We start from the raw sequence: 22325 nt of genomic DNA on the forward strand, positions 1-22325 counted from the left end.
ATCAGCTGAACATTATGGAAAATTAAGTATATTCCTTAGTGCGAATCCCCCGGGAAAATCATGTTCGCTTCACATTCGCACTACAGAATGAGGGGGCCCTCCAAATCGAGGGCCGCCTTGATTCCCACATGTTCCACTTTATTCTTATACTGATTGCCCAACTGATAGAATCGAAGGCTATCTTGCTCCGGATCAATGAGTTCCATCAACTTGATTTTTAGTGTCGCCCATTGCGCCGCATCCACGATACACTCGAATACGGAGTTTTGAACACGCTGTCCGTAATTTTGACATGCTTTAGAAACCTGACGTAGTCTTCTTTGCCCTGCTGCATCAACGGTACTTACATCATAAGTAATCAGTACCAGCATCCGATCCACCTACTTCCATAAAAATGGAGGGTACTCATCCAGATCCCCGCGCAAGTATCGAGCCAACAGCAAGGCTTGAACGTGAGGCACCAGCCCCCAGGCGATATTTTCTCCCAGGTAGGGGTGAGTCATTTTCTCTTGCTTCCTGCTCTGCCAGGCGGAAAGGAACTTCTTGCGAGCGTCCTCGGTCATTAGTACGGCACCGTTCTCCTTGCGGACAAAGTCATTTGCAGTCACTATCTTTTTATTGATCAGCGACAGGACAAACCGGTCGGCAAATACCCCGCGTAGTTCCTCCATCACATCCAGGGCCAAAGACACTCGCCCCGGCCGGTCGCGATGCAAGAAGCCTACATAGGCATCCAGTCCGACTCCTTCCAGCGCAGAGGCCGTATCATTGGCCAGCAAAGTGTAGGCTAAAGACAACATGGCATTGACATGATCCAGCGGAGGTCTCCGGGACCGAGTATGAAAATAAAAATCCTCTTTCTGTTGCAAAATCATGGCGTCCAGCAGTTTGTTGTAACTTAACGCCGCCTGCCCCTCCAGCCCTCTCAGCCGGTCCAGGTCCTCACATTCCCGGATGGCCATCATCAGTTCCGACAACTGGAGTGAAGCTTCCTTAAACTGGGGCACGTCAATCCGCAAAGGATAATCCCGAGTCATTCTTTCCAGCATCCATTTGTGGTTGTACACCTTACCTAAAATAAAGTTACGCGCCACTCTGGCTGACAAAGTCTCGTTCTCCGAGATGGCATATTGCTTCTTGCGGAGTACCACATTCCCCCGGCTAGCGCCGATGACTCTAGCCAGAAATCTCCCGTTTATCGTCATGAAGACGATAGAGATATTCCGCTCCGCACAATAGCCCATCAACGCGGGGCTCGCCCCGGTATATCCAAAAGCGATAATCGATTCCAGATTATGCAGCGGCAAGCGGCCCAGTTTCTCCTGCTCTTTCAAAAGTACGATATTGTCGCCATCGAGCGATAAATAAACGTCCGGCTGATTAATGAACAGCGTATTTAGCAGCTTCTTCATTCCTTCAGCTTCCCTTCAATATAGCTTCGCACCGAACGCTTTTGCAGAACCTCCGGCAGACACACCGACTTCAAGGAACAGCTTTGGCAAAAAGAACCCACCTTCACCCGGGGCGTATGTCTTCGCCCATAGTAATCCCACATTTGTGCAACAATTCCCCGTACCTTATCTTTCAATTCCGTGGTCAATGGTACTTCGACTCGGCGTTTAATTTCATTGTAGAACATGTAGCCCACCGGAACGGAGCAGAGCAGCATTTCCTCCAAGCAAATCGCCTGCGCCGCCAGTTGCAAAATATCCGCGTCGTTCTTTTTAGGCTTGCCCCGCTTATATTCCACGGGGCAAGCCTTGTACCTTCCTTCGGCCTCGCTAATTTCAACACCATCTTCATCTCGAATAAATTCGACTACATCGCAAATCCCCGTGATTTTCAGTTCCTCGGACTTAACGGGAAGCGCCCGTACGGTCAGCTTGTCGCCACGCTTCTCCCTAACGAATGGCTGATCGGCTTTACGATGCAGATGCTGGCCTTCAATCGTTCCAACATTTTCTTCCCATTGCTGTTCGATATGAATCAGTGCCCACTGGCGCTGGCAAAATTGAAAATGCTGAATGCCGGACAGCATCAGATAATCATCTTCCTGATTAGCGTCCATCCAAAACTTCGGCCTTCAATCCATCCAAGTCATAGAGTTCGATGGCATAATCCTCAAAGGAACGCGGTTCCTCCACCTTGGATTTGACCTGTAAGGAGCGATGCACCTTGGCGGAGGAGTATTGCCCCAATTTGGAACTATGCTCCCACCAATACACTTTATGCACCTCCATGCTGCCCTCCGGTCTGGCTGACGATAGGTCATTTTCAAAGAGCGTCAAAAGGGCTTGTTTTATTTTTTCCGCATCTTCGTTAGTAAAGCCGGTTTTCTCCGCCAATTGGGTATTGATACTTCCATAGAAAACATACAGCCCGAAATCAACGCGGTGCTTCATCCCCATGGTATCGGACCCGCGGTCTTTGCCCGGCTCCGAGTTGACACTCTTGGTAATCTGCATACTACTAATGTCGATGGGATCTACACTTCTGGCCGTATGAATGGACACGGGTCCTCTTACACCGACCGAGACGCCTCCGCCATTACCGGTTCCTTTGAAGGCAAACACTTGTCCGAAGCTGCGCACATCGATCCATTCCCGGCAAGCCGCCTTGGCAAAGTCGTCGCTCGAACTCGTTTTTGCCTTCAAGATTTGGTTCAGCTCCGCGTTACCTTCGGCACGCTCTCTTAAACTATCGTACTCATCCACTTTACGATCGTTCGATTGTACAAAAATCGTTTCCCCCATATCCTGCAGCCGATTTCTAATCTTCCGTTTGAGCGCCACATCCGAAATTTCTCCATAACCGTCATAGTTTTGTCGCGGACGGTTTCCATTTAGCGGATCGCCGTTGGGATTGGCGCAAGTCACCGACAAGACAACGGCAAAATCGATTTTATGGTCCAAACTGCTCATTCCAATCACTCCTCCATATTTGATGATGTTTCCGCTTCCGTGCTGCTTTCTTGATTTTTACTTTGATAAAAGACATGTCTCTGACTATAAAAGCCAAGCAAATACTTGCCGGATAACGGTTTGTTGTTAAAATCCTCCGGTTTGAACTTGAACCCGATTTCGTCGATCACTCTTGTCCAAAATGCGGCATCCCTGCCCAATCGGGCCAAATAAGGCTGCAGACCTTCCTGAATAATCCGCCAGGTCCGTTCGGGGTGCTTGGAGAATGCATTCATATAGCGTATGGCATTGGTTGCCCGCTTCTCTTCTTTTCCAAGCGCCCGTCTTTCAAGCACATCGGCCACGGCCAACATGCGTCCGAACAAATAGCTGCGGTCGTCGCTGTTTACATCAAGTGCCATTCCGATTCCCTCCTGTTTATCCGTTAAATGCTTGTTAATTAAAGCGCAGGCGATACTTAGCGTCTTCTCCCACTCCCAATTTTCCATGCCTACAGGATTGGAGGCCCGGTTGACCGCGCTCGTGATAATATCCAAAGGAACCCCTCTACCGTCCACGATACATGGAAGCATGCGTTCCATCAGACCTTTGACAACCTTATCTCCCGCCCTGGGCCCGTAGGCCGCAAATGCGATGTCTTTGGTGGCCGGAGCCCCGTAAAATGCGACAAATTCACCCTGGTCGTTCTTCCGGTACCGGTGAAGCCAGGCACAGGTGCTATGCCATTTGGCAAGCCTGTCCAAATACAGCTCCTTATTCATATTCCGGAAGTACAAAACCGCCATACGGCCTGTAGTAGCGGAATCCAACACCAAAATATAAACGGTCGGCTGGAGCTTGCTGTCCACTCTTTCCCCAAGTTTATTCCTGTATCCGTCCAATGCTTTGGCTACTTCCCGGGCTAGCGCTTCATTCGTATTGGACTTGTAAACCACAGCCGGGATGGCGTCCGGATCCAGTGCGAACGTGTCTTCCGACGGATCGGGAATATATAACGAATCATTGCCCCACACCAGGAATACCCGTTGATCTATCGTCTTTCCTTGACGGTTAATGAGCCATTTCAGGGCATTGTGCGCTTTTTGAGATACCTCATAGCTGATGTTGGCGGCATCCCTGCTCTGAACAAAACGCCCGCGAAAGGTAAATCCGCTGGTATCGTTCGCCGAAATCAGCTTGGCCTTATCCGCCGCATTGCGAATTTTGTTCGCATGCCGTTCTGTGCTGGGCAGACTTTTTCCTGTGACGTAACAGATGTCTTCCTCACCCAGCCGCTCTTGGTAATAAGCGACAAAAGAATCGTACACTTCGCGATCTTTCCAGACGTCCGCTAAAATACGATCCGGCGAATAGACATTGAACCGGACAAACGCACTGGTTTGGTCTCCCGCTACGACGCCAAAAATATCCGGTTTATCAGGATACCGTGCTTCATATTTTTTGTCCCATTTCTCAATCAAACGGTTGTCCTCATCCACCGCCAGAACATGTTGATGTTCGACCAGGTCATGGATCAGCGTTCTTTTGCTGAGATACCGGTAAATGCTTACTATTTTGGGGTGAGCATAAGGTGACTCCGCCCAATTCCGCAATTCATGTATGTAAGTTTCAAAAGGCTCCTCACCTTTAATTTTCCCGCCGTAAGCCACAAAGTCCCCCGCCACGTAACTTAATTTGTCATGCAGCGGGTAAGGTGCGATGACGGACCCCGCCCGGCTGGCGGACTTCTCGGTACAGGGAATCAAGGTACTTGCGTCGCTTTTGTCGATCACTTTTGCCGAGTGGAACTCGCCCTCCTCCGTAATGAGCACCTCGATATGTGCATTCTGAGTCGTATGCGAGACGGGGAGGAGTGTGTATTCCCGGCCGTTATTCAGTTCAATCTCGCCTACACGATCCAGATTGGCTTCATAAGTTTCATATAAACTGAGCAGCCAACTCATAGATATTCCTCCTCTCCCCAACTGGCCAACAGTTGGTCTGCGGATTCTACATCCGACGAATCAAAGCGCTTCGGCTGCATCTCCGCTATCACGCGGACCTGTGAACATTCCTCCGGTCGTGGAAACGAAATGATTCCGTCCTTCATTACCGGCTGCCACAACCGTACTTCCAACTGGTCTCTGCCCGTTTCATCCGGGTAGTTGATCCCATGCACCATCGTGCCAAGGTGGATTTCGCCATAGTCGTCATAATAACTCTCACCTTCTCCAAACCGGCAAGGCTCCACGTATCCCTGACACTCCCGAGTGCCGAGAAAAATATCCCTCCGTCCTCCTGCCTTAACGCTGCGCATAAGAATATTATGGTGTTTGTGCTCGTTCCGATCGTAAGCCATATCCGGACGGTTCATATTGAACTCAAAATGGCATCTGACTTGATAATGCACGTCTTTTAAGTAGGTGTAATTGGCAAGCGTATTACCGCCGCTATAGTCAATGGGGCGAACCCCCTTGGACTCCATTCGAATCGCCTTCATTACCCGGATCTCGTCGACGATCATAAGAATCGTAGGCTTCCAATAGATACTTTCACATATCCCTTTGATCGCCTGGTAGGTCGGGACCTGGTAGCTCAGCTTCTCACCGCCAAGCTTCGTCAAGGGATCGGTGAATAAGGCATAATCTCCATAGACGGAAAATTCAACAGAATTTCTGATCATATAGATTCACCTCCTTTCGAGTTCACTGTTACGCTTTATTTTTCAAAAAAAACTAGCCCCCGACCAGCTCTCATTCTCCAGATCTAACCCATACTCCTCGTTATAAGCACCGTCTTTTAGCACCCGTACCTGTCCATCCAGACAGTATTCCAGACCGCCGTTTTTACTCAATTTCTCCAACTCATACGGAAAAAGATTTACAGTGAACTGCTGCGCCTTCCGCATCACCCTGCCGAAATCTTCGATACTTTTTGCCCCGTTCAACTCGGTAATGATCTCCTCGCCTTCTCCATACGGCACAATGACCGGTGTGGTCATATTATCGATGACGTGAAAATGCTCTGCGGCCGTTCGATAGCTATTGACCAGAAACAGAGGGGGCCGCTTTTGATGGCTAAGGCAATAGTCCTGGAAATATTTATTCTCCTTATACCCGGCAAAGAGTAAGGTGGTCATGTCTACATTCAATTTTGGAACATTAAAGTCCAGGAATGGCTTCACTTCCGTATAAAACCGTTGAAAATAAGAGGTCATGGCCTGCACCGACAAAAGATCACCGCCATGGCTGGATGCCTCATGCTGCAGATCGATGAGCATCCGCTTCGCGATTTCCTTGCCCTTGCCGATTTCCTGCAAATGCTGCAAATTCTCTTCCGCATGATCAATCAAATAAACCTGCTGCAAGGTGTCTTCCCCGTGCCGGTTACATCTTCCGGCCGCTTGAGCCAGGGAATCCAGCCCGGCCAGCGAACGAACGACACATTGAAAGCTGACATCGACACCTGCTTCGATCAGCGGTGTACTGATGCAAACCATTTGCTCCTGATTCGCTAGATGTTCGCGGATTTTGCCCAGCCTGTCCTTCCGATGCGCCGGACACATCGACGTGCTTAAGTGATAAACCGGGATCTCCCGCAACTGTTTAAGGAGACGCTGATACAAATCCTTCACTACTGCTTTGGTGTTCAGAATAATTAGAATATTGCGTTTTTCCTTCAGCCTATGGAGGACAAAGTTGGCCAGCTTCTCGTTCGTGTATTTTTCATGACTTGCTTCATCCATCAGTTCTACACGCTTAAACGCCGTAATCACTTGACCCAGATCTTGAATCATTTCTGCATTCGGTTGGATCTGGAGCTGATGCTTCACAAAGTTTAGCGCCGGTTGGGTCGCCGTGCATAGCACGATACCCGTACGGCAGAAATCATTCAGAAAATTCACCGCTTCATTAAACAAAGACACACAAGAAACCGGCACTTTCTGAACTTCATCAAAAATAATCACGGACTCGCTAAGGTTATGCAATCTCCTAATATTTCTGCTGCCCTTGGCATAAAACACATTCAAAAACTGCACCAATGTAGTGAAGATGACGGGAGAGTCCCAGTTGTCCTTGGCCAGCTTTAGCTTTTGCCGCACATTCATAAGCCCGTCATCCGCCTCATCATCCCCATCCAAATCTTCAATCACATTGGAATGGTGCTCCAGAATATGAGCGTCATCCTGCAAAATTCTGCGGACTTCGGCAGCATTCTGCTCAATGATCGTAGTGTAGGGCAACACATAAATTATATGTTTTTTGCCATGGGTTATCGCATGCTTCAAGGCATATCGAAGGCTCGCCAGCGTTTTCCCGCCCCCGGTAGGAATAGATAGTGTGTAAATCCCCGACGGCCTATCCGCAAATCGGTCACACTGCTCCGACATGGCGTTCCTTAACTTGTTAATGGAAGAAGAGGAGCCTGTCTGTTTACCCATAGACTGGATCACAGCCATCAATTTATCGTAATAACCCTGAAAGAGTTCATTGGCGGGAGGAGCCTCCTCCTCTCCATCAGCAACATTGTCTTCGAAACGCCTAGTATCGGTACGGTCTCCGTCGATCAGAGCGCTGAATACAAACTTTGTTAAAAACATGCATTTAGCTTCCCTGCTAAAAGAAGAAGGCGCCAACAAATATTGCTTTAGTTCCCTTACAGCCTGATCGACATAATGCCGAAACTCCACTTCGCTCATCACTTGTTCAAAGAAGCGGCGCACACTTTCCTCATACTCCGCTACAATATCTTCTTTGTCTCTGACTCGCCGTAAATAGGGGGATTCCAATTCCGGATCCAGATAGTCGTGTATATAAGAATGATGGGATATAATGGCGTTGCCCACGATTTCAGCCAGGATCCCCTTTTCCAGCTCAATGTTGCTTTTGTGGTATAGATCGTAGAGAAGTCGGCCACCAGCTGTGGAATGATCTACGCTCCCACGTTTGGGCGGAGCCTCCGGATGATTCACCGCCTCATTCAGATAATTCTGAAACTCGTGCGAGAATTTCCCCATATCATGCAGCAAACCCGCCAACCCAGCTATATGGGTGATTCCAAGCTTTGCCCCAAAGGATTCCGCCAGTTGCCGAACTCCGTGCAAATGGGCCTTCAGGGGTTGCCGTTCCCGGTCGCTTTCCCGGATATGAGCGATAAACTCCATAACCCGCTCCCCCTTTCAAGAAATAGTTCAAACGACTCGTTCAGCCGCTATTCAGTATTTCTGCAGAACTATCCCATTTCCCTTCCAAAATTCTACATTATTCTATGAATATTTCTTTTTTTCAAGTGTGTGTCGTCAGTCCCCATGTTGTGTGCACATCTATTGGTTAAAAAAAGAACAGCCCTGCCGGGCTGCCTTATTAAAAGTATTAAATTTTGCGTCCGAAGCGTCATGACAGTATTAGCAAAAGTTGAGAAGCTCCCGACTCTGACACCCAAGTTGTAATTCTAAATAATGAAGGTGCCTGCCGTTCTTTCAACTCCAAAGGATGAAGATTTGCAGGAATTCTATGTTAGTTAAAGTTGTCTGGTGGAGCACTTGTTAATCGTTACGCTGGTTGGTCACGATTTATTTTTTAATCCACGCACCCGCATAGGGTACGACGCAAAGCACTTTGTTATCCACACGCTGGAATATATTTCAATCCACGCACCCGCATAGGGTGCGACTTGGCCGAGTGGCTGAGGTCATGACCGAGAATATATTTCAATCCACGCACCCGCATAGGGTGCGACGATAACTGTCACGCTCACTCGGAAAATTCATCGGTATTTCAATCCACGCACCCGCATAGGGTGCGACTCGCGTACCGCCGTAATTGGAGATACCTTGATAGGTATTTCAATCCACGCACCCGCATAGGGTGCGACCTGTTCCGATCAATCCGAGGTATTTGGTTCTATGAAATTTCAATCCACGCACCCGCATAGGGTGCGACCCTAGATTTTTATTTAACGATGCCCCACTAGCTGTGATTTCAATCCACGCACCCGCATAGGGTGCGACCCATTCCTCTGGTACTTCGTCATATGCCTCGAAATTTCAATCCACGCACCCGCATAGGGTGCGACGGAGCCAGTAGGGGAGTGCCTCGGGTGCATTGATATTTCAATCCACGCACCCGCATAGGGTGCGACGGTATTATAAAGAGCAAAACCGGAATGATTTATGATTTCAATCCACGCACCCGCATAGGGTGCGACGTTGTCCCTGACATATACAGCGCATTGGCTACTTGGATTTCAATCCACGCACCCGCATAGGGTGCGACGACCCAAGGATGGTTAGCTCTTATGGTCTTATCAATTTCAATCCACGCACCCGCATAGGGTGCGACAAGGACTGTATCCCGAAACACTTCCGTCTGAATGTTATTTCAATCCACGCACCCGCATAGGGTGCGACATCCATCAGCGAACGAAACGCCCAGCCGAGTATAATTTCAATCCACGCACCCGCATAGGGTGCGACTCTATTACTTGGAAGATGTCACAGTATGGGTTGATATTTCAATCCACGCACCCGCATAGGGTGCGACAATATTCTTCCCGGAGACAAAGCATCGGCGGTGGTATTTCAATCCACGCACCCGCATAGGGTGCGACATTCGTTGGCGTAGGTAATAGCCAAAAAGACCAAATTTCAATCCACGCACCCGCATAGGGTGCGACGAAACTACGGTAATATACACACAGCCCAATATGATTTCAATCCACGCACCCGCATAGGGTGCGACAATTGCGGATGATGGTCGTGGTGGAGTTGTCAGTATTTCAATCCACGCACCCGCATAGGGTGCGACTGTATACATTATCTTCGTAATAATACCCCGGGGATTTCAATCCACGCACCCGCATAGGGTGCGACTTCTTCGATTTCGATATGGACAAAGCACCCGGCCCATTTCAATCCACGCACCCGCATAGGGTGCGACTCAACTTTATATATTAATCAACAACGGATCAGACATTATTTCAATCCACGCACCCGCATAGGGTGCGACAGCGTGTTTTAACATATACTGTTAAAATGTCGCTTTAAAAATTACAAAATCACTACTTTAAACAAATAAGTGATTAATTTTTCTGTTTATTTTATGAAAATAAGGATACTAAAGTAAAATAATTTGGTGCGAATCCCCCTAGGAAATCATGTTCGCTTCACATTCGCACCAAAAGGATATGCCGCTTTATCATTAACGGGAATTCCTCCCGTTAATTTGGTGCCTAAGCGGCTGCTGAGGCAAATTAGCTGGAGAAACTCCCGTTAATTTGACCGAAATTGCGTATATCGGCCATTAGGTCGCGAAATAGATGGAACTTTTCCAGTTAAATTGGCTCCAAAGGTCAAGATCGGTAAATTAACTGGAGGTTTTCCCGTTATTTATGGTTAAGCGTATAGACTCCAACGGTGGGGCTTTATATCTACATGGTGAATGTCGTCAGCAACGTTTAACCTGCAACTAGTAACTAGGTTGGGAGATTCCCATGAAATCCCCCACTTTTTCCACATTATACCTTAGGAAAATATCCCCGGAGAAGCTGGCTATCCTACACGAAAAACAGACGATAACCGTTCAAGGCAGATACGCGATTTTCGAGGTAATCGGTGTTCTTGCCTTCGCCTCCGGCACTTCGGCCGGGTAGCCGGCACCCAGGACGCCGATGACATCGTAACCTTCCTGAACGCCGAGAACCTCGCGGTTACGGGGCGAAGCGCCGATGGACGACCAGAATACGCCGGCGCCCGCTTCATGAGCGGCCAGCATGAAGTTCTGGATAAAGCAGGAGACCGCCATCACATTCTCGTCGCGCTCCAAAGGCGTTGGCGCAGGTTTCGACAGGACTGCAAGCACGACGGGCGCCCCGCCAAAATCGGTTTTATGGCCCAAACCGGTTCTGGTTTCCGGCCCGACAACCAAAACCTCCCAAGGCTCGTTCATCCGGTGGTTGGGAGCGAAGCTGGCGGCTTCCAGCCAAGATAGCCATTCCTTTTCATCGATCATATCGGGTTTAAACGCCTTTATATTTCTCCGGGCCTTAATGGCCTCTATCACCTTACTCATGATTTCCATCCTCTCCTTCACTCGCAAATACCTATGTATACGACAAGTATACGATTACAAATGTATACATCTTCCTGGAGATTGTCAAAGTAAAGCAACTCTGCTCTATTTCTTAAGTTACCAGGCTGTCTCAACATTTAAAATCCCCCCGCTTCATTCGAAGCAGAGGGATTCTCTTCATCAGCTTTCCGTCGTCTGTGCTTGCGCTTCCGTTTGGGCTTCATCCGGATTCGGCTGAGATTCATGCCCCTGACGGCCGCCCTTATCCGGCTGCGTCCCGTTCACGATCTCCAGCGCTTGATCCGCCAAACCGGCCTTGCGGCTGTCATACTCCGTCTGCGTAATTTTGCCGTCGGCCAACCGCTTGTCGAGCGCGGCGGTCAACTCGCTCGTGACGAGGTCAACGACCGATTGCTGGGACACGCCGTTTTCGTCAGCCAGGGTAGCCAGAGACTTGCCCGCACGCAAGCCGGTTTTCAACTCGTCCGCTGTCACACCGAGCAGCGAGGCGATGCCCTCCTTATCCAGATGAGTTCCGCCGCGTCCGCCAAACCCGCCTTTTCCGCCCGGCACCCGGTTCACCAGTTCCGCCGCTTTCGTCGAGACTTCGGCTTTTTCCATGCTGTATTCATCCTGCGTCAGGCGGCCTTCCGCCAGCTTCGCATCCAGATTCGCAGTGAGTTGCTCCGAGACCAAATCGATCACCGACTGAACCACGATACTTTGCTCACCAGCCAGGGTCGCCAACGTCTTCCCTTCACGCTGGGCCGTCCGCAGCTCCTCCTCGGTCATCCCCAGCAGCGATGCGATCGCCGCGTGGTCCAACTTTTGGGCGCCGCCTCTCTTTTTCATCGTGCCTTTCGCGGACGTATCCGTTGAAGTGAATGATTGCTGTGTGCCGCCCGCCGTATCCGCCGCCGCGGCATTAGCTTGTCCGGCCAGGGCGGCACCGCCGCCTAATGTCATCGTCAGAGCAAGCGCACCAGCTGCAAGTAGTTTTTTATTCATGAAGGTTTCCTCCTCAGTTAAGTGTTTATGAGCTTTGTCTGGCTGCTTTAAGACTATCCAGTTCCGCCTGCACCTCATCCTGCTCCGACCAGTCCGTCAGACGGGAAGTCGGTTGACCCACCGCTTGATAGGCTAGGGTACTAGCTTCCAGCCGCATGATCTTTTGCTCCATTTGATCGAATCCACGGGAAATTCGGCCCGCGTCGATCGCCGGAACAGTACGCGCCGTAGCCCGCAAAGCCGCCGCCGCGTTCATGCGCGCCATCAGGAACGTCAGCTTGTCGTTCAGCTCCCGGCGCAGGTCGATCAGGCGCCCCAGTTCCTCGCGCAGGGCCTCCATCTGCTGCCGGATCGCTTCGCGCTGCTCCATGTAGGTCTGATGCAGCTTCGCATGATGCAGCTTCTCCTGAATCGCCAGCTTCGCGATATCCTCCTCGCCGCGGTCCACCGCAAGCTTGGCCTGGCGGGAACGCTTGTCCACCACCTGGATGGTTCTGGCGATCAACACATCGAACTGCTGCTCCGCCGCGATTTGCACCTCCAGCGCCGCGCGGACCTTGTCGATCTGCTCCTCCAGCTGCCGGATATAATATTTGGCCATGCTGACCGGGTCCTCCACCTGATCCAGCAGCCGATGCACATCAGCCGCGGCAATATCTTTGATTCTTCCGAAAATCCCCATGTGGTTAGTCCTCCTTTTTATGTTGATCCCGTTCCCATTCATCCAGGAACCGGCCCCGGCTTACACTGGCTTCCATCGAAGAAGTGTAGGCGATTAGAGCCTGGGGGGATGTATGGTTAAGATGATAATTTCCAAATCGTCGGTACAGCCAAAAAGCGAGAAGCAGCGCGATCACGCCCCAAAGCGGCGTCAGCAAACTTAGCGTGCATAAGGCCGCGAATCCGGCTCCGATCCATTTGAGCATCCCCGTACCTTTTGCAAAAAGAGCTACGCCCCCGAGCAAGACCGCCAGTTTCAGCAGCGTTGTTCCTGCCGAGGCTGCTGCGGCTGCCGACCCGGCCAAACCGGCCGTCTCCGGCTTCATCCGCCCCGCCTCCTTCATCGCGAACGCAAATCCATGCTGACCGTGCCGCATCCCATCATGCCATGCCTGGCGGTGAGGGAGCGGTTCGCCGAACGAGGGCGCCATGCTCATTTTGAATGCTAAGGCAATCAGCAAGATGGCGATTCCCGCAAGGGCGATACTCAGAAGCATTGAAGATCGTTTCATTGGCGTTCACCTCCTTCCGTGATCTCCATGGCCTTATCTTAGGGCAGGAACCTTTAGTGAATCTTAAATGGAAAAAAAGCCGATCGCGTGGCGATATGGGCCGGTGCTCTGGGAGAATAAATAGCGGCCCTAAAGGGCACTGACGTTGCATTAACCCTGACATAGTGCTGCCGGTCCGCAGCTTTTTCTGGCCGTCCGTTATAATAGCGGCGTTTTGGGCCGCTATTTCGTCCAGATTCGCTTTTTCGGGAAGAATAGCGGCTAAAAAGGGCCCTATTTCTCTGATGCGAGCTCAAAAATCCGGTTTTTGCCCGACTTTCTCTAAAATAAGACCCCAAAATGCCGCTATTTCGCTCCAACCGTTCATTTTCGACAAAATAGCGCCTCTCCAGGCCCCTATCCACCTGCCCCCCCTGCCCTCATCTGCGAGAAAACACGGCTACCACGCAACAATCTTTACTTGTACTGCATTTCTGCCACTTTCCTGGTTTTTTTCGCACAAAAAAAGCAGCCCCTAAGGGCTGCTGCTGCCTCAACTCAACAGGCCGCTTCAACTTTCAACGCAAAGGCCTGTCTCTGTCTCTGTCTCTGTTTCTGCTTTTGCTTCAATTTTTAAACGCCTTATCCCGCTCCGACCATAACGGATACGATGCTTTTCTGCAGCTCGGCCGCCGTTTGCGCCCGGTAAGGATCGGCGTCAAAAAGAATCGCGTCCGCCACGTACCCTTCCGCGATCTTCCCCAGCTCGCCGCCGCTGCCGAGAATCTCGGCGGCCGTCCCGGTGGCGGCCCGCCACGCATCGGCCCAGGACAGGCCGTAATCCTTCAAGACGTCCAGCTCTTGAAGGTTGTGCCCGTGCAGGGCGGGGGTGGCGTAATCCGTGCCGAAGCCGATCCGGACGCCCGCACACATGGCATAGGCCAGCGCCTTCGGATGGGCTTCGGCGGCGCGAGCCGCCCGGTCGCGGATCACCGGAGGCAGGCCCAGCACGCCATGCGGATCGGCCGCGATGCGATAAATCGACGCCGTGGGCACAAAGGCGCCCACAGCTTCGGCAAGCCGTCCGGCCTGATCCGCCGTCAAAAACATCCCGTGCTCGATGGACTCCACTCCCGCGGCGATCGACCAATCGACGGTGACTCCGCCCCAGGTATGAACCATCACCTTTTTGTGATGCTCATGCGCATGGCGGACGATAAAACGGAACTCCGCTTCGGAGAAGTTCGGATCGAGCACCTGCTCCGCCGGCGTTCCCAGGCCGCCTGTCGCCATGATTTTGACCCAGCCCGCACCGGTCTCATAAATCTCAGAGAGACGCCGTCCCAGATGTTGAACCCCGCGGGCATCGGCCGCCCCCAACATATCGCTGCAGGTCTGTACCCGCAGGGGCTGCCCATAGTGCTCGACGATATGCCGCACGGTCCCGGGCCGAATCCCGCCCGCATCCCTCGCCGTCGTCACGCCGGTGCGCAGGGTGGCTTCAAAAGCCCGGGCCTGCATCACTTCCACCTCATGCGGATCCCGTTTCAACTGATCGGCATGGTCAAAGTCGGTCCAAGCCAGATGGGTATGCAGATCGATCACGCCCGGACTGATCCAGATCTCCCGGGCCGCCTGATCCGGTTCGGCTGGACGGCGCGGATCGGCTTCGGTAATCGAGGCGAACCGGCCGTCTCGGATCGAGATGTCAAACCTTTTCTCCCCCATCCCCGCTATATACACTTGATGAAGGGTTTGGGGCTGCGATGCAGGGCTTTTGCCGATCATGGTCTCATTCCCCCCATACTTTCTTGATCGCTTCGACAGACGGTTCGGGATCGCGGTTCACCAGCCCCGCAAGTGTCCGGATGGCTTCTTCGACGCTCTCCCGGCAAGCGTTCGCTCCGAAGTGGTTGATGCGCAGCAGCTGTCCGAACAGCTCCCCGTCTCCGGGAGCGACGATGCCGATGGGTTGGCCGATCCGCAAACCCGGTTCACCGGCGATCTGCACGGTCGTCGTCAGCGTCGAATAATATCGGCTGTCCTTCTGCCATGGCGCGATCCCCAAGGCTTGGATGCCCGCAATCGCAGAGGCGGCGGCCCGTTCATGCCGCCGAATCACCTGCTCCAACCCTTCCTCCTCCACGCGCGCCAAAGCGGAGATCAAAGCTCTGGCCTCCAGGGTCGGAATATTCGGCGGCACCCGTACCGGCGCCGTTCCCTGCTCGTTCGGCTTCAAATCCAGCAGGGACAAGATGGAGTTGCGCGGCGCATGGGCGTTCGATTCAAGGAAGTCCCAGCCGCGCGGGGAAATGCTTACGGCGCTGACGCCGTTGGGACCGGCCAAAGCTTTTTGCGCGCCTACCGCCACGAAGTCAACGCCCCACGCATCGACCGGCAGGGCCTCTCCCCCCACCGCCGACACGGAGTCCATGACCGTGATGAGGTTGAACTCGCGCGCCGCCTTTAATATGTCTTCGGCCGGATTGGAACCGCCCGTGACCACTTCCGCCTGCACAAAAGAGAGAGCACACGGTTTGTGCCTCTCTATCGCCCTCCCAATTTCATCCGCGGTAACGACCTCGTCGAACGGGACTTCCACTTGGACGACTTCCGCGCCGCCGCGTTCCAGCCACTTGCCGAACAAGCTTCCGTAAGGGCCCGTCACCACATTCAAAATCCTTCGGCCGGGCGAGGCGATCCCCGCGGCCATCGCCTCGATGCCGAGGATCGCCTCCCCGGGAATGATCACGGGGGCATGCTGCGTTGACAACAGCTTGGAGAGCTGTCCTGTCAACGTCTCAAACTCGGAAAGCGACAGCGGTACGAATCCGGCAAAGCCTCTATTTTTAGGTTCTTGACTCATGATTACCTCCTGGTGTTGTGCTGAGCTTCGGCATTCTCGGAACCGCGGACAGCAGCTCGCGGCTATATGCCGTTTCGGGGCGGGCGAAGAACGGAGCCTTGGCTTGGACCTCCACGAGTCTCCCCTGTTTCATGACCGCCACGGTATCGCTGATTTCATGAATGACTCCCAGGTCATGGGAAATAAACAGCATGGTCAGCTGAAGCTCCTCCTTCAGCGTGTTAAACAAGTCCAGCACGCTGCGCTGAACGGATACATCCAGCGCGCTCGTCGGTTCATCCGCGATCAGTATGCGGGGTTCCACGCTTAAAGCGCGAGCGATGGCAATCCGCTGCCGCTGGCCGCCCGAGAATTCATGGGGATACCGGTCCAAAGCGTTCCCCGGAATGTGGACCCGGTCCAGCCATTCCCTGCACCGCCGCTCGACTTGCTTGCGGTCCACGATACGATGGAACAATAACGCTTCGCTGAGGATCTGCCGGATGGAATGCTTGGGATTAAGCGAGGCGTCGGGATTCTGAAAAATCATCTGGATCTTTTTATGCTGCTCGCGGCTTCTCTTCTTCGTCAAGAGTTCCGATTCCAGTAGAATCTGCCCTTCATCCGGCGCGATCAACCCGGCGACAACCCGGGCCAGCGTCGATTTCCCCGAGCCGCTCTCGCCGACAAGACCGAGCGTGGCATGCCGCTCTATGTTTAAATCGACCCCATCGAGCGCCGTAAACCCGCCATAATGGACGGTCAGATTTTTGACTTGCAGGGCTGACTCCATATTAAACGCTCCCTTCCAGCTCAGGTACGGGAAGCACCGAGTTCATCAGCATTTGCGTGTAAGGATCTTGTGGATTCTGCAAAATAGCCCGGGCTTCTCCCTGCTCGACGATTCGCCCTTCCTTCATCACGCACAGCTTGGAGCACATCGCCGCCGCAATGGCCAGGTTGTGCGTGACGAAGACCATGGCAAATCCCAGCTCTTTCTGCAGCGCCGAAATCGTCTCGATGATTTGCCGCTGCACGGTGACGTCCAGCGCCGTGGTGGGCTCGTCGCAGAGCAGAATCCCCGGCTTGCACGCCAGGGCCATGGCGATGACGACGCGCTGACACTGTCCGCCCGACAGCTGGCTCGGATACCGGTCGGTGTGCTTTAAAGAATCCGGCAGTCCGAGCCGATCGAGCAATTCCAAGGCGGCCGCGCGCGAAGCCTTCCGGCTTAATTTCTGCCGGTAGTACACAACTTCCGTAAGCTGCTTCACGACCGGACAGAGCGGGTCCAGCGCCCCGCGGGGGTCCTGAAACACCATCGCGCTGCTCGCCCCGCTTTGGATGGCTCCTCCGATTTTCTCCACGCCCCGGGGAAGAAGCCCCAGGATCGCACGGAGCGTCAGCGACTTGCCGGAGCCCGATTCCCCTACCAAGCCCAACGTTTCTCCTTTGTTCAACGTGAAGCTGATCGTATCGACTAAGATTTTGCCGCCGGGGTTGGCCGCCAACGACAGTCCTTCTACTTCCAGGAGCGGTTGTATCGACATCATTTTTTCCTCCATAAATCGGCCAATCCATCCCCTACCAGAGACAACGCGATTCCCGTATACACGACGGCGAATCCGGGAACCGCCGACAGCCACCAGGCTGTGGTGATGAACGGCTGCCCGTCGAAAATCATCGTCCCCCAATCCGGGGTCGGCGGGGTAATGCCGATGCCAAGATAACCCAGCGTCACGATCGCCACGAGCAGTCCGACCATATCCGTCATAAGCACTACAATGGCCTGCGGCAGCACGTTAGGCAAAATATGGCGCAGCATAATCCGCACTCCGGGCAGTCCCAAGGTCTGGGCGGACGCTACCCATTCCTGGCGGCGAAACGAGGCCGTTAACCCCCGGGTCACTCGGGCGAATACGATCCAGCCTACCAGGATAAAGGTGATATAAATCCCCCGCTGCCCGGCACCGCTGGCAAAAGCGACGATAATGACAATCAAGTAGAACGGAAAAGCGATGAAGGTGTCCGTGATCAGCGAAATGACCGTATCGAGCCATTTTCCGTAATATCCCGCGATCATTCCCAAAAAAACGCCGACGCAGAACGGAATGATCTCGGCCAGGACCATAATGGTCAAATCCGTCCGTGCGGCGTAGATCAGCCGCGTGAATAAATCCCGGCCCAACTGGTCTGTCCCCAGCCAATGTTCGGCGGACGGGGGCTGCAAAAAAGCGCTCAAATCCTGCTTCGTGGGATCATAAGGGCTGATCAGGGGAATCAACGCCGCCAGCAGAACAAGCACGGCCAGCATAGTACATCCCGCCAGAAGGGAAGGGGTCCGCCATAACCGGCTCAGGGCGCCTGTTTTCCCGTTCCTTGGCGTTGGAGAGTCTATCGTTATAGGTTTCATGATGTTCCTTTCGTTCTGGGATCAAGCCACCAGGATAGGATCTCAATCAGGAGACTGACGATAACGACCCCGATCGCACAGTAAAGGGCGATTCCTTGAATGACCGGGAAGTCCCGATTGGAAATGGAAGTGAACAGCAGGCTGCCGATTCCCTTGATGCCGAACACCTGCTCAACCACCAGAGTGCCGCCGATCAGATACGATATATTTACGCCGAGCAGCATCAGCGTCGGAAGAGCGGCATTCCGCACCACATGCTTGAACAGAATCACCCTGCCGGGAATTCCCGCCGCCTTCAAGGTGACCACAAAATCCGATTCCAACACTTCAAGCATTTGGACGCGCAGCGACCGAATCAAGGTGGGAATTTGCGAAAAAGCCACCGTAATCGCCGGAAGCGCGAGGCTGTGCAGGGTACCGGTCCAGCCTTCCCCGATCCCGCCGACCGGGAACCAGCGCAGACGGACACTGAACACCAGAATCAAAAGTAAGCCAACCCAGAAGATTGGCATACCCAGCGTGACGGTAGGAAAAATACGGATCAGATGATCCAGCAGCTTGTCCTTCTGCGTAGCGGCCAGCGTGGCGAGCAAAAGGGCGATCACGATCGCCGCGATGCAGGCCATCCCGATCAGCAGCAGCGTCACGGGAGCCCGCTCGGCAATCAGCTCCCGGGTGGAGGTCCCGGCAATGATGGAATTGCCGGTGTCCCCCTGCGTGAACAATGTCTTCACAAACCGGACAAACTGCTCCCACAAAGGGAGATCCAGCCCGAGCGTATGGCGCATTCGCGCGATGGCCTCGGGCGTGCTGTACTCTCCCAGGATCATTTTGGCGGGGTCCCCGGGCACGATGCGGATGAGGAAGAACACGGCGGTCATCACGAGAAGGATGACGGCCGCGGCTCTCAAGACGGCTGTCACAAGCCACCGGTACGAGGCGGTCCCCGCCGACTTCGTCAACGTTCTGCCGGATCTTATCATTTCTGAATACGTACTTCTTCAAAGCGGAGACTTCCGTTAGGCAGAACCGTGAGGCCCTCTACGGAAGAGCGAACGCCCTTCAGGATATCCGGATAATAAAGCGGAATATAAGGCACTTCATCCGCCAAAGTTTGCAGCAGCTTGGAGTAAACCGCGGCACGGCCCTCTCCGTCCGGGGTCTTTTGCCCTTCATGCAGCAGCTTGGTCACTTCATCATTGGTATAATGCGTCCAATAAGATTTGCTGAAGCCCTCCGGATCGGTCTGGAACGCGATAATCGAGTTCGCGTCGGACGAATCGGCCTGGCCGCTGTTCAGCATCGCCGAGAAGTCATAAGCGAAGAACCGCTCGCGAAACGTGGCCAATTCAATGGATTCGATCTCGATATTGATGCCGATTTCCTTGCCCGCGGCCTGAATAATTTGCGCTTCCTGCGCGCGGGTGCTGTTTCCGGACGCGACCAGCAATTTGGTGGAGAAGCCGTTAGGGAAAGCCGACTTGGCCAACTCCTCCTTGGCGGCGGTCAAATCGAAGTTCAACGGTTGGATCGTATCGTTGGCGTTGTAAGGAATCGCCGTCGGCAACAGCGAATTCGCCGGTTTGGCGTATCCAAAGGTCAGCGCGTTGGTCAGCCCCGCGCGGTCGATGGCCAGTGCCAGCGCGCGGCGGACGTGCACATCGGAGAAATGCTCATCCAACGTATTGAAGAACAACTGCTCCGTCACCCAACCGCCATTGGTCAACACCTTGGTGTCGGGTCCTTGCTTAATTTCATTTGCATTCTGCAAAGCCAGGGACTCAATCGCGTCTACTTCCCCCGCCTTCAACTGGTTGATAGCCTGACTGTCATCCTGAATCAGCTTGTAAACCAGCTTGTCTATATAGGGTTTGCCTTCCTGCCAGTAATGCGGATTTTTCACAAAAGTCACATCGCCCGCCGGGTCCCAGTTGTCGACCACAAACGGTCCTGTGCCCACCGGCTTCTTGAAGAACTCCTCCTCGGAAACCCCGCCGAAGTCTTTCGGAATAATGCCGTTCGAGAAGTTGGACAACTCGGAAATAAACGGCGTGTACGGTTCCTTCAACGTGATGACGAGCGTGCGGTCATCCTGCGCTTTCACCGCGTCCACTTTGGCCGAAATCGCGAGCGGACCGCCGACTTCCAAGTGCCGCTGGAGCGAAAAGACCGCATCTTCCGCCGTAACCGCATTGCCGTTGGAGAATTTCAAGCCGTCGCGCAGCACGAACGTATAGGTCAAGCCATCCTCGCTGATCTTGTGGGACTCCGCCAGCCAGTCGACGATCTTGCCCTCGCTGTCGAAGGTAACCAAAGATTCGAACACTTTATCGATCGCAAAAGCGTTGTTCGCCGTAATTTGATTGTGCAAATCAAACGAGTTCACCGCGGCGGGCCGTCCATACACGAATGTTCCGCCCTTAGCCGGTTCGGTCGAATTGGCGCTTGAATTCGCGCTCTCCCCGGCTGCTGGGGTTTGTTCCGCGGATTTAGTGCCTCCCCCGCATCCGGCAATCAACCCCAATAATAAAATGGTCAATAAGCCTAGTCCTGCCGACTTCTTTAGAGATGATCCGAAACGCATCACAACTGCCCCCTTAATTACTAATTTCTTATAATTCCTATTGAATTAATATGGCAATAGTATGGACCAGTCCTCTATATCTGTCAACAAAAAATGACAAAATGCGATTTGGATCTATAATCCCTTTTTCAACCCCGGAACTCTCTTTAACATCCCGGCAGCGGCAAAGGTAAGCGGCACGATTAGCGCCGCCGCGATTCCGAACTTCAATAGCGGGAATATCGTCCAATGGCGCATGGCGTAGGTGACGCCCGTGACGAACAGCGGATGAATGATATACGCGGCAAAAGCGGCGCCGGGCAGCCAGGCGGTGTATTTTCCATAAGGATGGTTACGGGCGTCCCGAAAATAGACGAGCAGGCCGTAGCTGAGCGCGAAACCCAGCACGGGGTCGGCCGCCGAATAGACGGCGGATTGCCATGTCCAGCCGCCCATGTACGGCGAGATGTCATCCGCGGCCCCGCCAAACGCCAGCACGGCCAAGAGCAGCACAAGCACGATCAGAGCCACTGTTCTCCATCTGCGTGCCTCCACCGCGGTCAGCTTTTCCAGCCACCGCCCCCGGCTTGCGGCGATGCCGCCGAAGAACAGGGCGATATAAGCGGGGAAGTACCCCAACTGCAAAGAAAAGAACGTTTCCCCGACCGGGTAAACGAGCCGGACCGCGAAGTTGCCGAGCGAAACGGCAAGCAAATACCCGAAAAAGAGCCTCGGACCCGGGCTTATTTCGCGCATTCCGAAGCGGACCGATAATTTGTCCGCCGCCTGCCGGTAAAGCGCGTATCCCCCGCAGAACAACAGCAGCGCCACCAGAAACCAGAGCGGTCCCACCTGGAATTCCACAATCCCCCGCCAAGAGTCCGTTAACAGATCATGGGCGGCATACGACGCGAACGAGCCGTTGAACCCTTGGGAAATCCCGTTGACCAGCGGCCCGATTACGGTCATATATGCCAGGATCGGGAGTCCGAATCGCAGCAGACGGTCGCTCAGAAACCGGGCTCCCCCTTTTCGGTCATAGGAAGACGGCGTCACATATCCCGAGATAAAAAAGAACAGTCCCATAAAAAAGGTTTGGTTGACCGTCGTGAAAATGGTCAGGATCGTTTCGGACACCCCGTCATTCCCCGGGTCGACATAATACCAGTCGCCGGCCCCGCCATATGTAATCGCGGTGTGGTGAAGGATGACCAGGATCGTCATAAACGTTTTCAGCCGATCCAGATAAACGATACGTTTTCCGCTATGCATCATTACAGCCCCCATTTCGCTAATGCGTGATCGTTGCTACCTTA

General features: G+C 53.3%; 19 protein-coding genes and 1 CRISPR repeat array. All 19 genes read right to left on the reverse strand.

The features are described from left to right. Positions 1 to 80 precede the first annotated feature (80 nt). The 19 genes from cas2 to LBW89_RS04005 all read right to left on the reverse strand — a co-directional run bounded on the left by cas2 (position 81) and on the right by LBW89_RS04005 (position 22284). Positions 81 to 371, reverse strand: coding sequence for a CRISPR-associated endonuclease Cas2 (gene cas2, locus LBW89_RS03915; protein ID WP_148454994.1), 291 nt, complete (start codon positions 369 to 371; stop codon positions 81 to 83). A gap of 9 nt (positions 372 to 380) precedes the next feature. Continuing rightward, complete coding sequence (cas1c, locus tag LBW89_RS03920) at positions 381 to 1412, reverse strand: type I-C CRISPR-associated endonuclease Cas1c (protein WP_148454991.1); 1032 nt, start codon at positions 1410 to 1412, stop codon at positions 381 to 383. After that, complete coding sequence (gene cas4, locus LBW89_RS03925) at positions 1409 to 2068, reverse strand: CRISPR-associated protein Cas4 (protein WP_225038545.1); 660 nt, start codon at positions 2066 to 2068, stop codon at positions 1409 to 1411. Before cas4 ends, cas1c begins: the two co-directional genes overlap by 4 nt. Further along, on the reverse strand, positions 2058 to 2921 hold the full coding sequence (gene cas7c, locus LBW89_RS03930; protein ID WP_148454989.1) for a type I-C CRISPR-associated protein Cas7/Csd2: 864 nt from the start codon (positions 2919 to 2921) through the stop codon (positions 2058 to 2060). Before cas7c ends, cas4 begins: the two co-directional genes overlap by 11 nt. 5 nt (positions 2922 to 2926) lie before the next feature. Next, the gene (cas8c, locus tag LBW89_RS03935; RefSeq protein WP_225038546.1) at positions 2927 to 4864 is read right to left on the reverse strand and encodes a type I-C CRISPR-associated protein Cas8c/Csd1; all 1938 of its coding nucleotides are present in this window, start codon (positions 4862 to 4864) and stop codon (positions 2927 to 2929) included. Further along, positions 4861 to 5580 (reverse strand): type I-C CRISPR-associated protein Cas5c, encoded by a 720-nt coding sequence (cas5c, locus tag LBW89_RS03940; RefSeq protein ID WP_148455880.1) that lies wholly within the window; start codon positions 5578 to 5580, stop codon positions 4861 to 4863. Before cas5c ends, cas8c begins: the two co-directional genes overlap by 4 nt. A gap of 45 nt (positions 5581 to 5625) precedes the next feature. Then, positions 5626 to 8064 carry a CRISPR-associated helicase Cas3' gene (gene cas3 / locus LBW89_RS03945; protein ID WP_225038547.1) on the reverse strand — a complete coding sequence of 813 codons (2439 nt, stop codon included), beginning with the start codon at positions 8062 to 8064 and terminating at the stop codon, positions 5626 to 5628. Positions 8065 to 8476: 412 nt separating this feature from the next. Beyond that, a CRISPR array of direct repeats spans positions 8477 to 9907; the repeat unit is 32 nt; unit sequence ATTTCAATCCACGCACCCGCATAGGGTGCGAC. 573 nt (positions 9908 to 10480) lie between these two features. Then, positions 10481 to 10978, reverse strand: a complete 498-nt coding sequence (locus tag LBW89_RS03950; protein ID WP_148454985.1) for a nitroreductase — start codon at positions 10976 to 10978, stop codon at positions 10481 to 10483. A 171-nt stretch (positions 10979 to 11149) separates the two neighbouring features. Continuing rightward, positions 11150 to 11977: a hypothetical protein gene (locus LBW89_RS03955; RefSeq protein WP_148454983.1), complete on the reverse strand. Its 828-nt coding sequence runs from the start codon at positions 11975 to 11977 to the stop codon at positions 11150 to 11152. Between the two features lie 25 nt (positions 11978 to 12002). Continuing rightward, positions 12003 to 12659, reverse strand: coding sequence for a PspA/IM30 family protein (locus LBW89_RS03960; RefSeq protein ID WP_170287133.1), 657 nt, complete (start codon positions 12657 to 12659; stop codon positions 12003 to 12005). Between the two features lie 4 nt (positions 12660 to 12663). Then, the gene (locus tag LBW89_RS03965; RefSeq protein WP_148454979.1) at positions 12664 to 13209 is read right to left on the reverse strand and encodes a hypothetical protein; all 546 of its coding nucleotides are present in this window, start codon (positions 13207 to 13209) and stop codon (positions 12664 to 12666) included. A 621-nt stretch (positions 13210 to 13830) separates the two neighbouring features. After that, positions 13831 to 14976, reverse strand: coding sequence for an amidohydrolase family protein (locus tag LBW89_RS03970; RefSeq protein ID WP_148454977.1), 1146 nt, complete (start codon positions 14974 to 14976; stop codon positions 13831 to 13833). Between the two features lie 4 nt (positions 14977 to 14980). Beyond that, complete coding sequence (locus tag LBW89_RS03975) at positions 14981 to 16054, reverse strand: pyridoxal-phosphate-dependent aminotransferase family protein (protein WP_225038548.1); 1074 nt, start codon at positions 16052 to 16054, stop codon at positions 14981 to 14983. Next, a complete protein-coding gene (locus LBW89_RS03980) occupies positions 16038 to 16826 on the reverse strand; it encodes an ABC transporter ATP-binding protein (RefSeq protein ID WP_148454974.1) in 789 nt (262 codons plus the stop codon). Before LBW89_RS03980 ends, LBW89_RS03975 begins: the two co-directional genes overlap by 17 nt. A gap of 1 nt (position 16827) precedes the next feature. After that, positions 16828 to 17586 carry an ABC transporter ATP-binding protein gene (locus LBW89_RS03985; RefSeq protein ID WP_225038549.1) on the reverse strand — a complete coding sequence of 253 codons (759 nt, stop codon included), beginning with the start codon at positions 17584 to 17586 and terminating at the stop codon, positions 16828 to 16830. Beyond that, complete coding sequence (locus LBW89_RS03990) at positions 17583 to 18446, reverse strand: ABC transporter permease (RefSeq protein ID WP_225038550.1); 864 nt, start codon at positions 18444 to 18446, stop codon at positions 17583 to 17585. Before LBW89_RS03990 ends, LBW89_RS03985 begins: the two co-directional genes overlap by 4 nt. Beyond that, entirely contained in the window at positions 18443 to 19429 is a 987-nt protein-coding gene (locus LBW89_RS03995) for an ABC transporter permease (RefSeq protein ID WP_225038551.1), read from the reverse strand. The genes LBW89_RS03990 and LBW89_RS03995 overlap by 4 nt, the downstream gene beginning before the upstream one ends. Further along, positions 19426 to 21030, reverse strand: a complete 1605-nt coding sequence (locus LBW89_RS04000) for an ABC transporter substrate-binding protein (RefSeq protein ID WP_225038552.1) — start codon at positions 21028 to 21030, stop codon at positions 19426 to 19428. Before LBW89_RS04000 ends, LBW89_RS03995 begins: the two co-directional genes overlap by 4 nt. Positions 21031 to 21144: 114 nt before the next feature. Then, positions 21145 to 22284, reverse strand: coding sequence for an acyltransferase family protein (locus LBW89_RS04005; protein ID WP_225038553.1), 1140 nt, complete (start codon positions 22282 to 22284; stop codon positions 21145 to 21147). Between the last annotated feature and the right edge of the window lie 41 nt (positions 22285 to 22325).

It is taken from the genome of Paenibacillus sp. alder61, assembly GCF_020179875.1.
GTDB classification, from domain to species: Bacteria; Bacillota; Bacilli; order Paenibacillales; family Paenibacillaceae; genus Fontibacillus; species Fontibacillus faecis.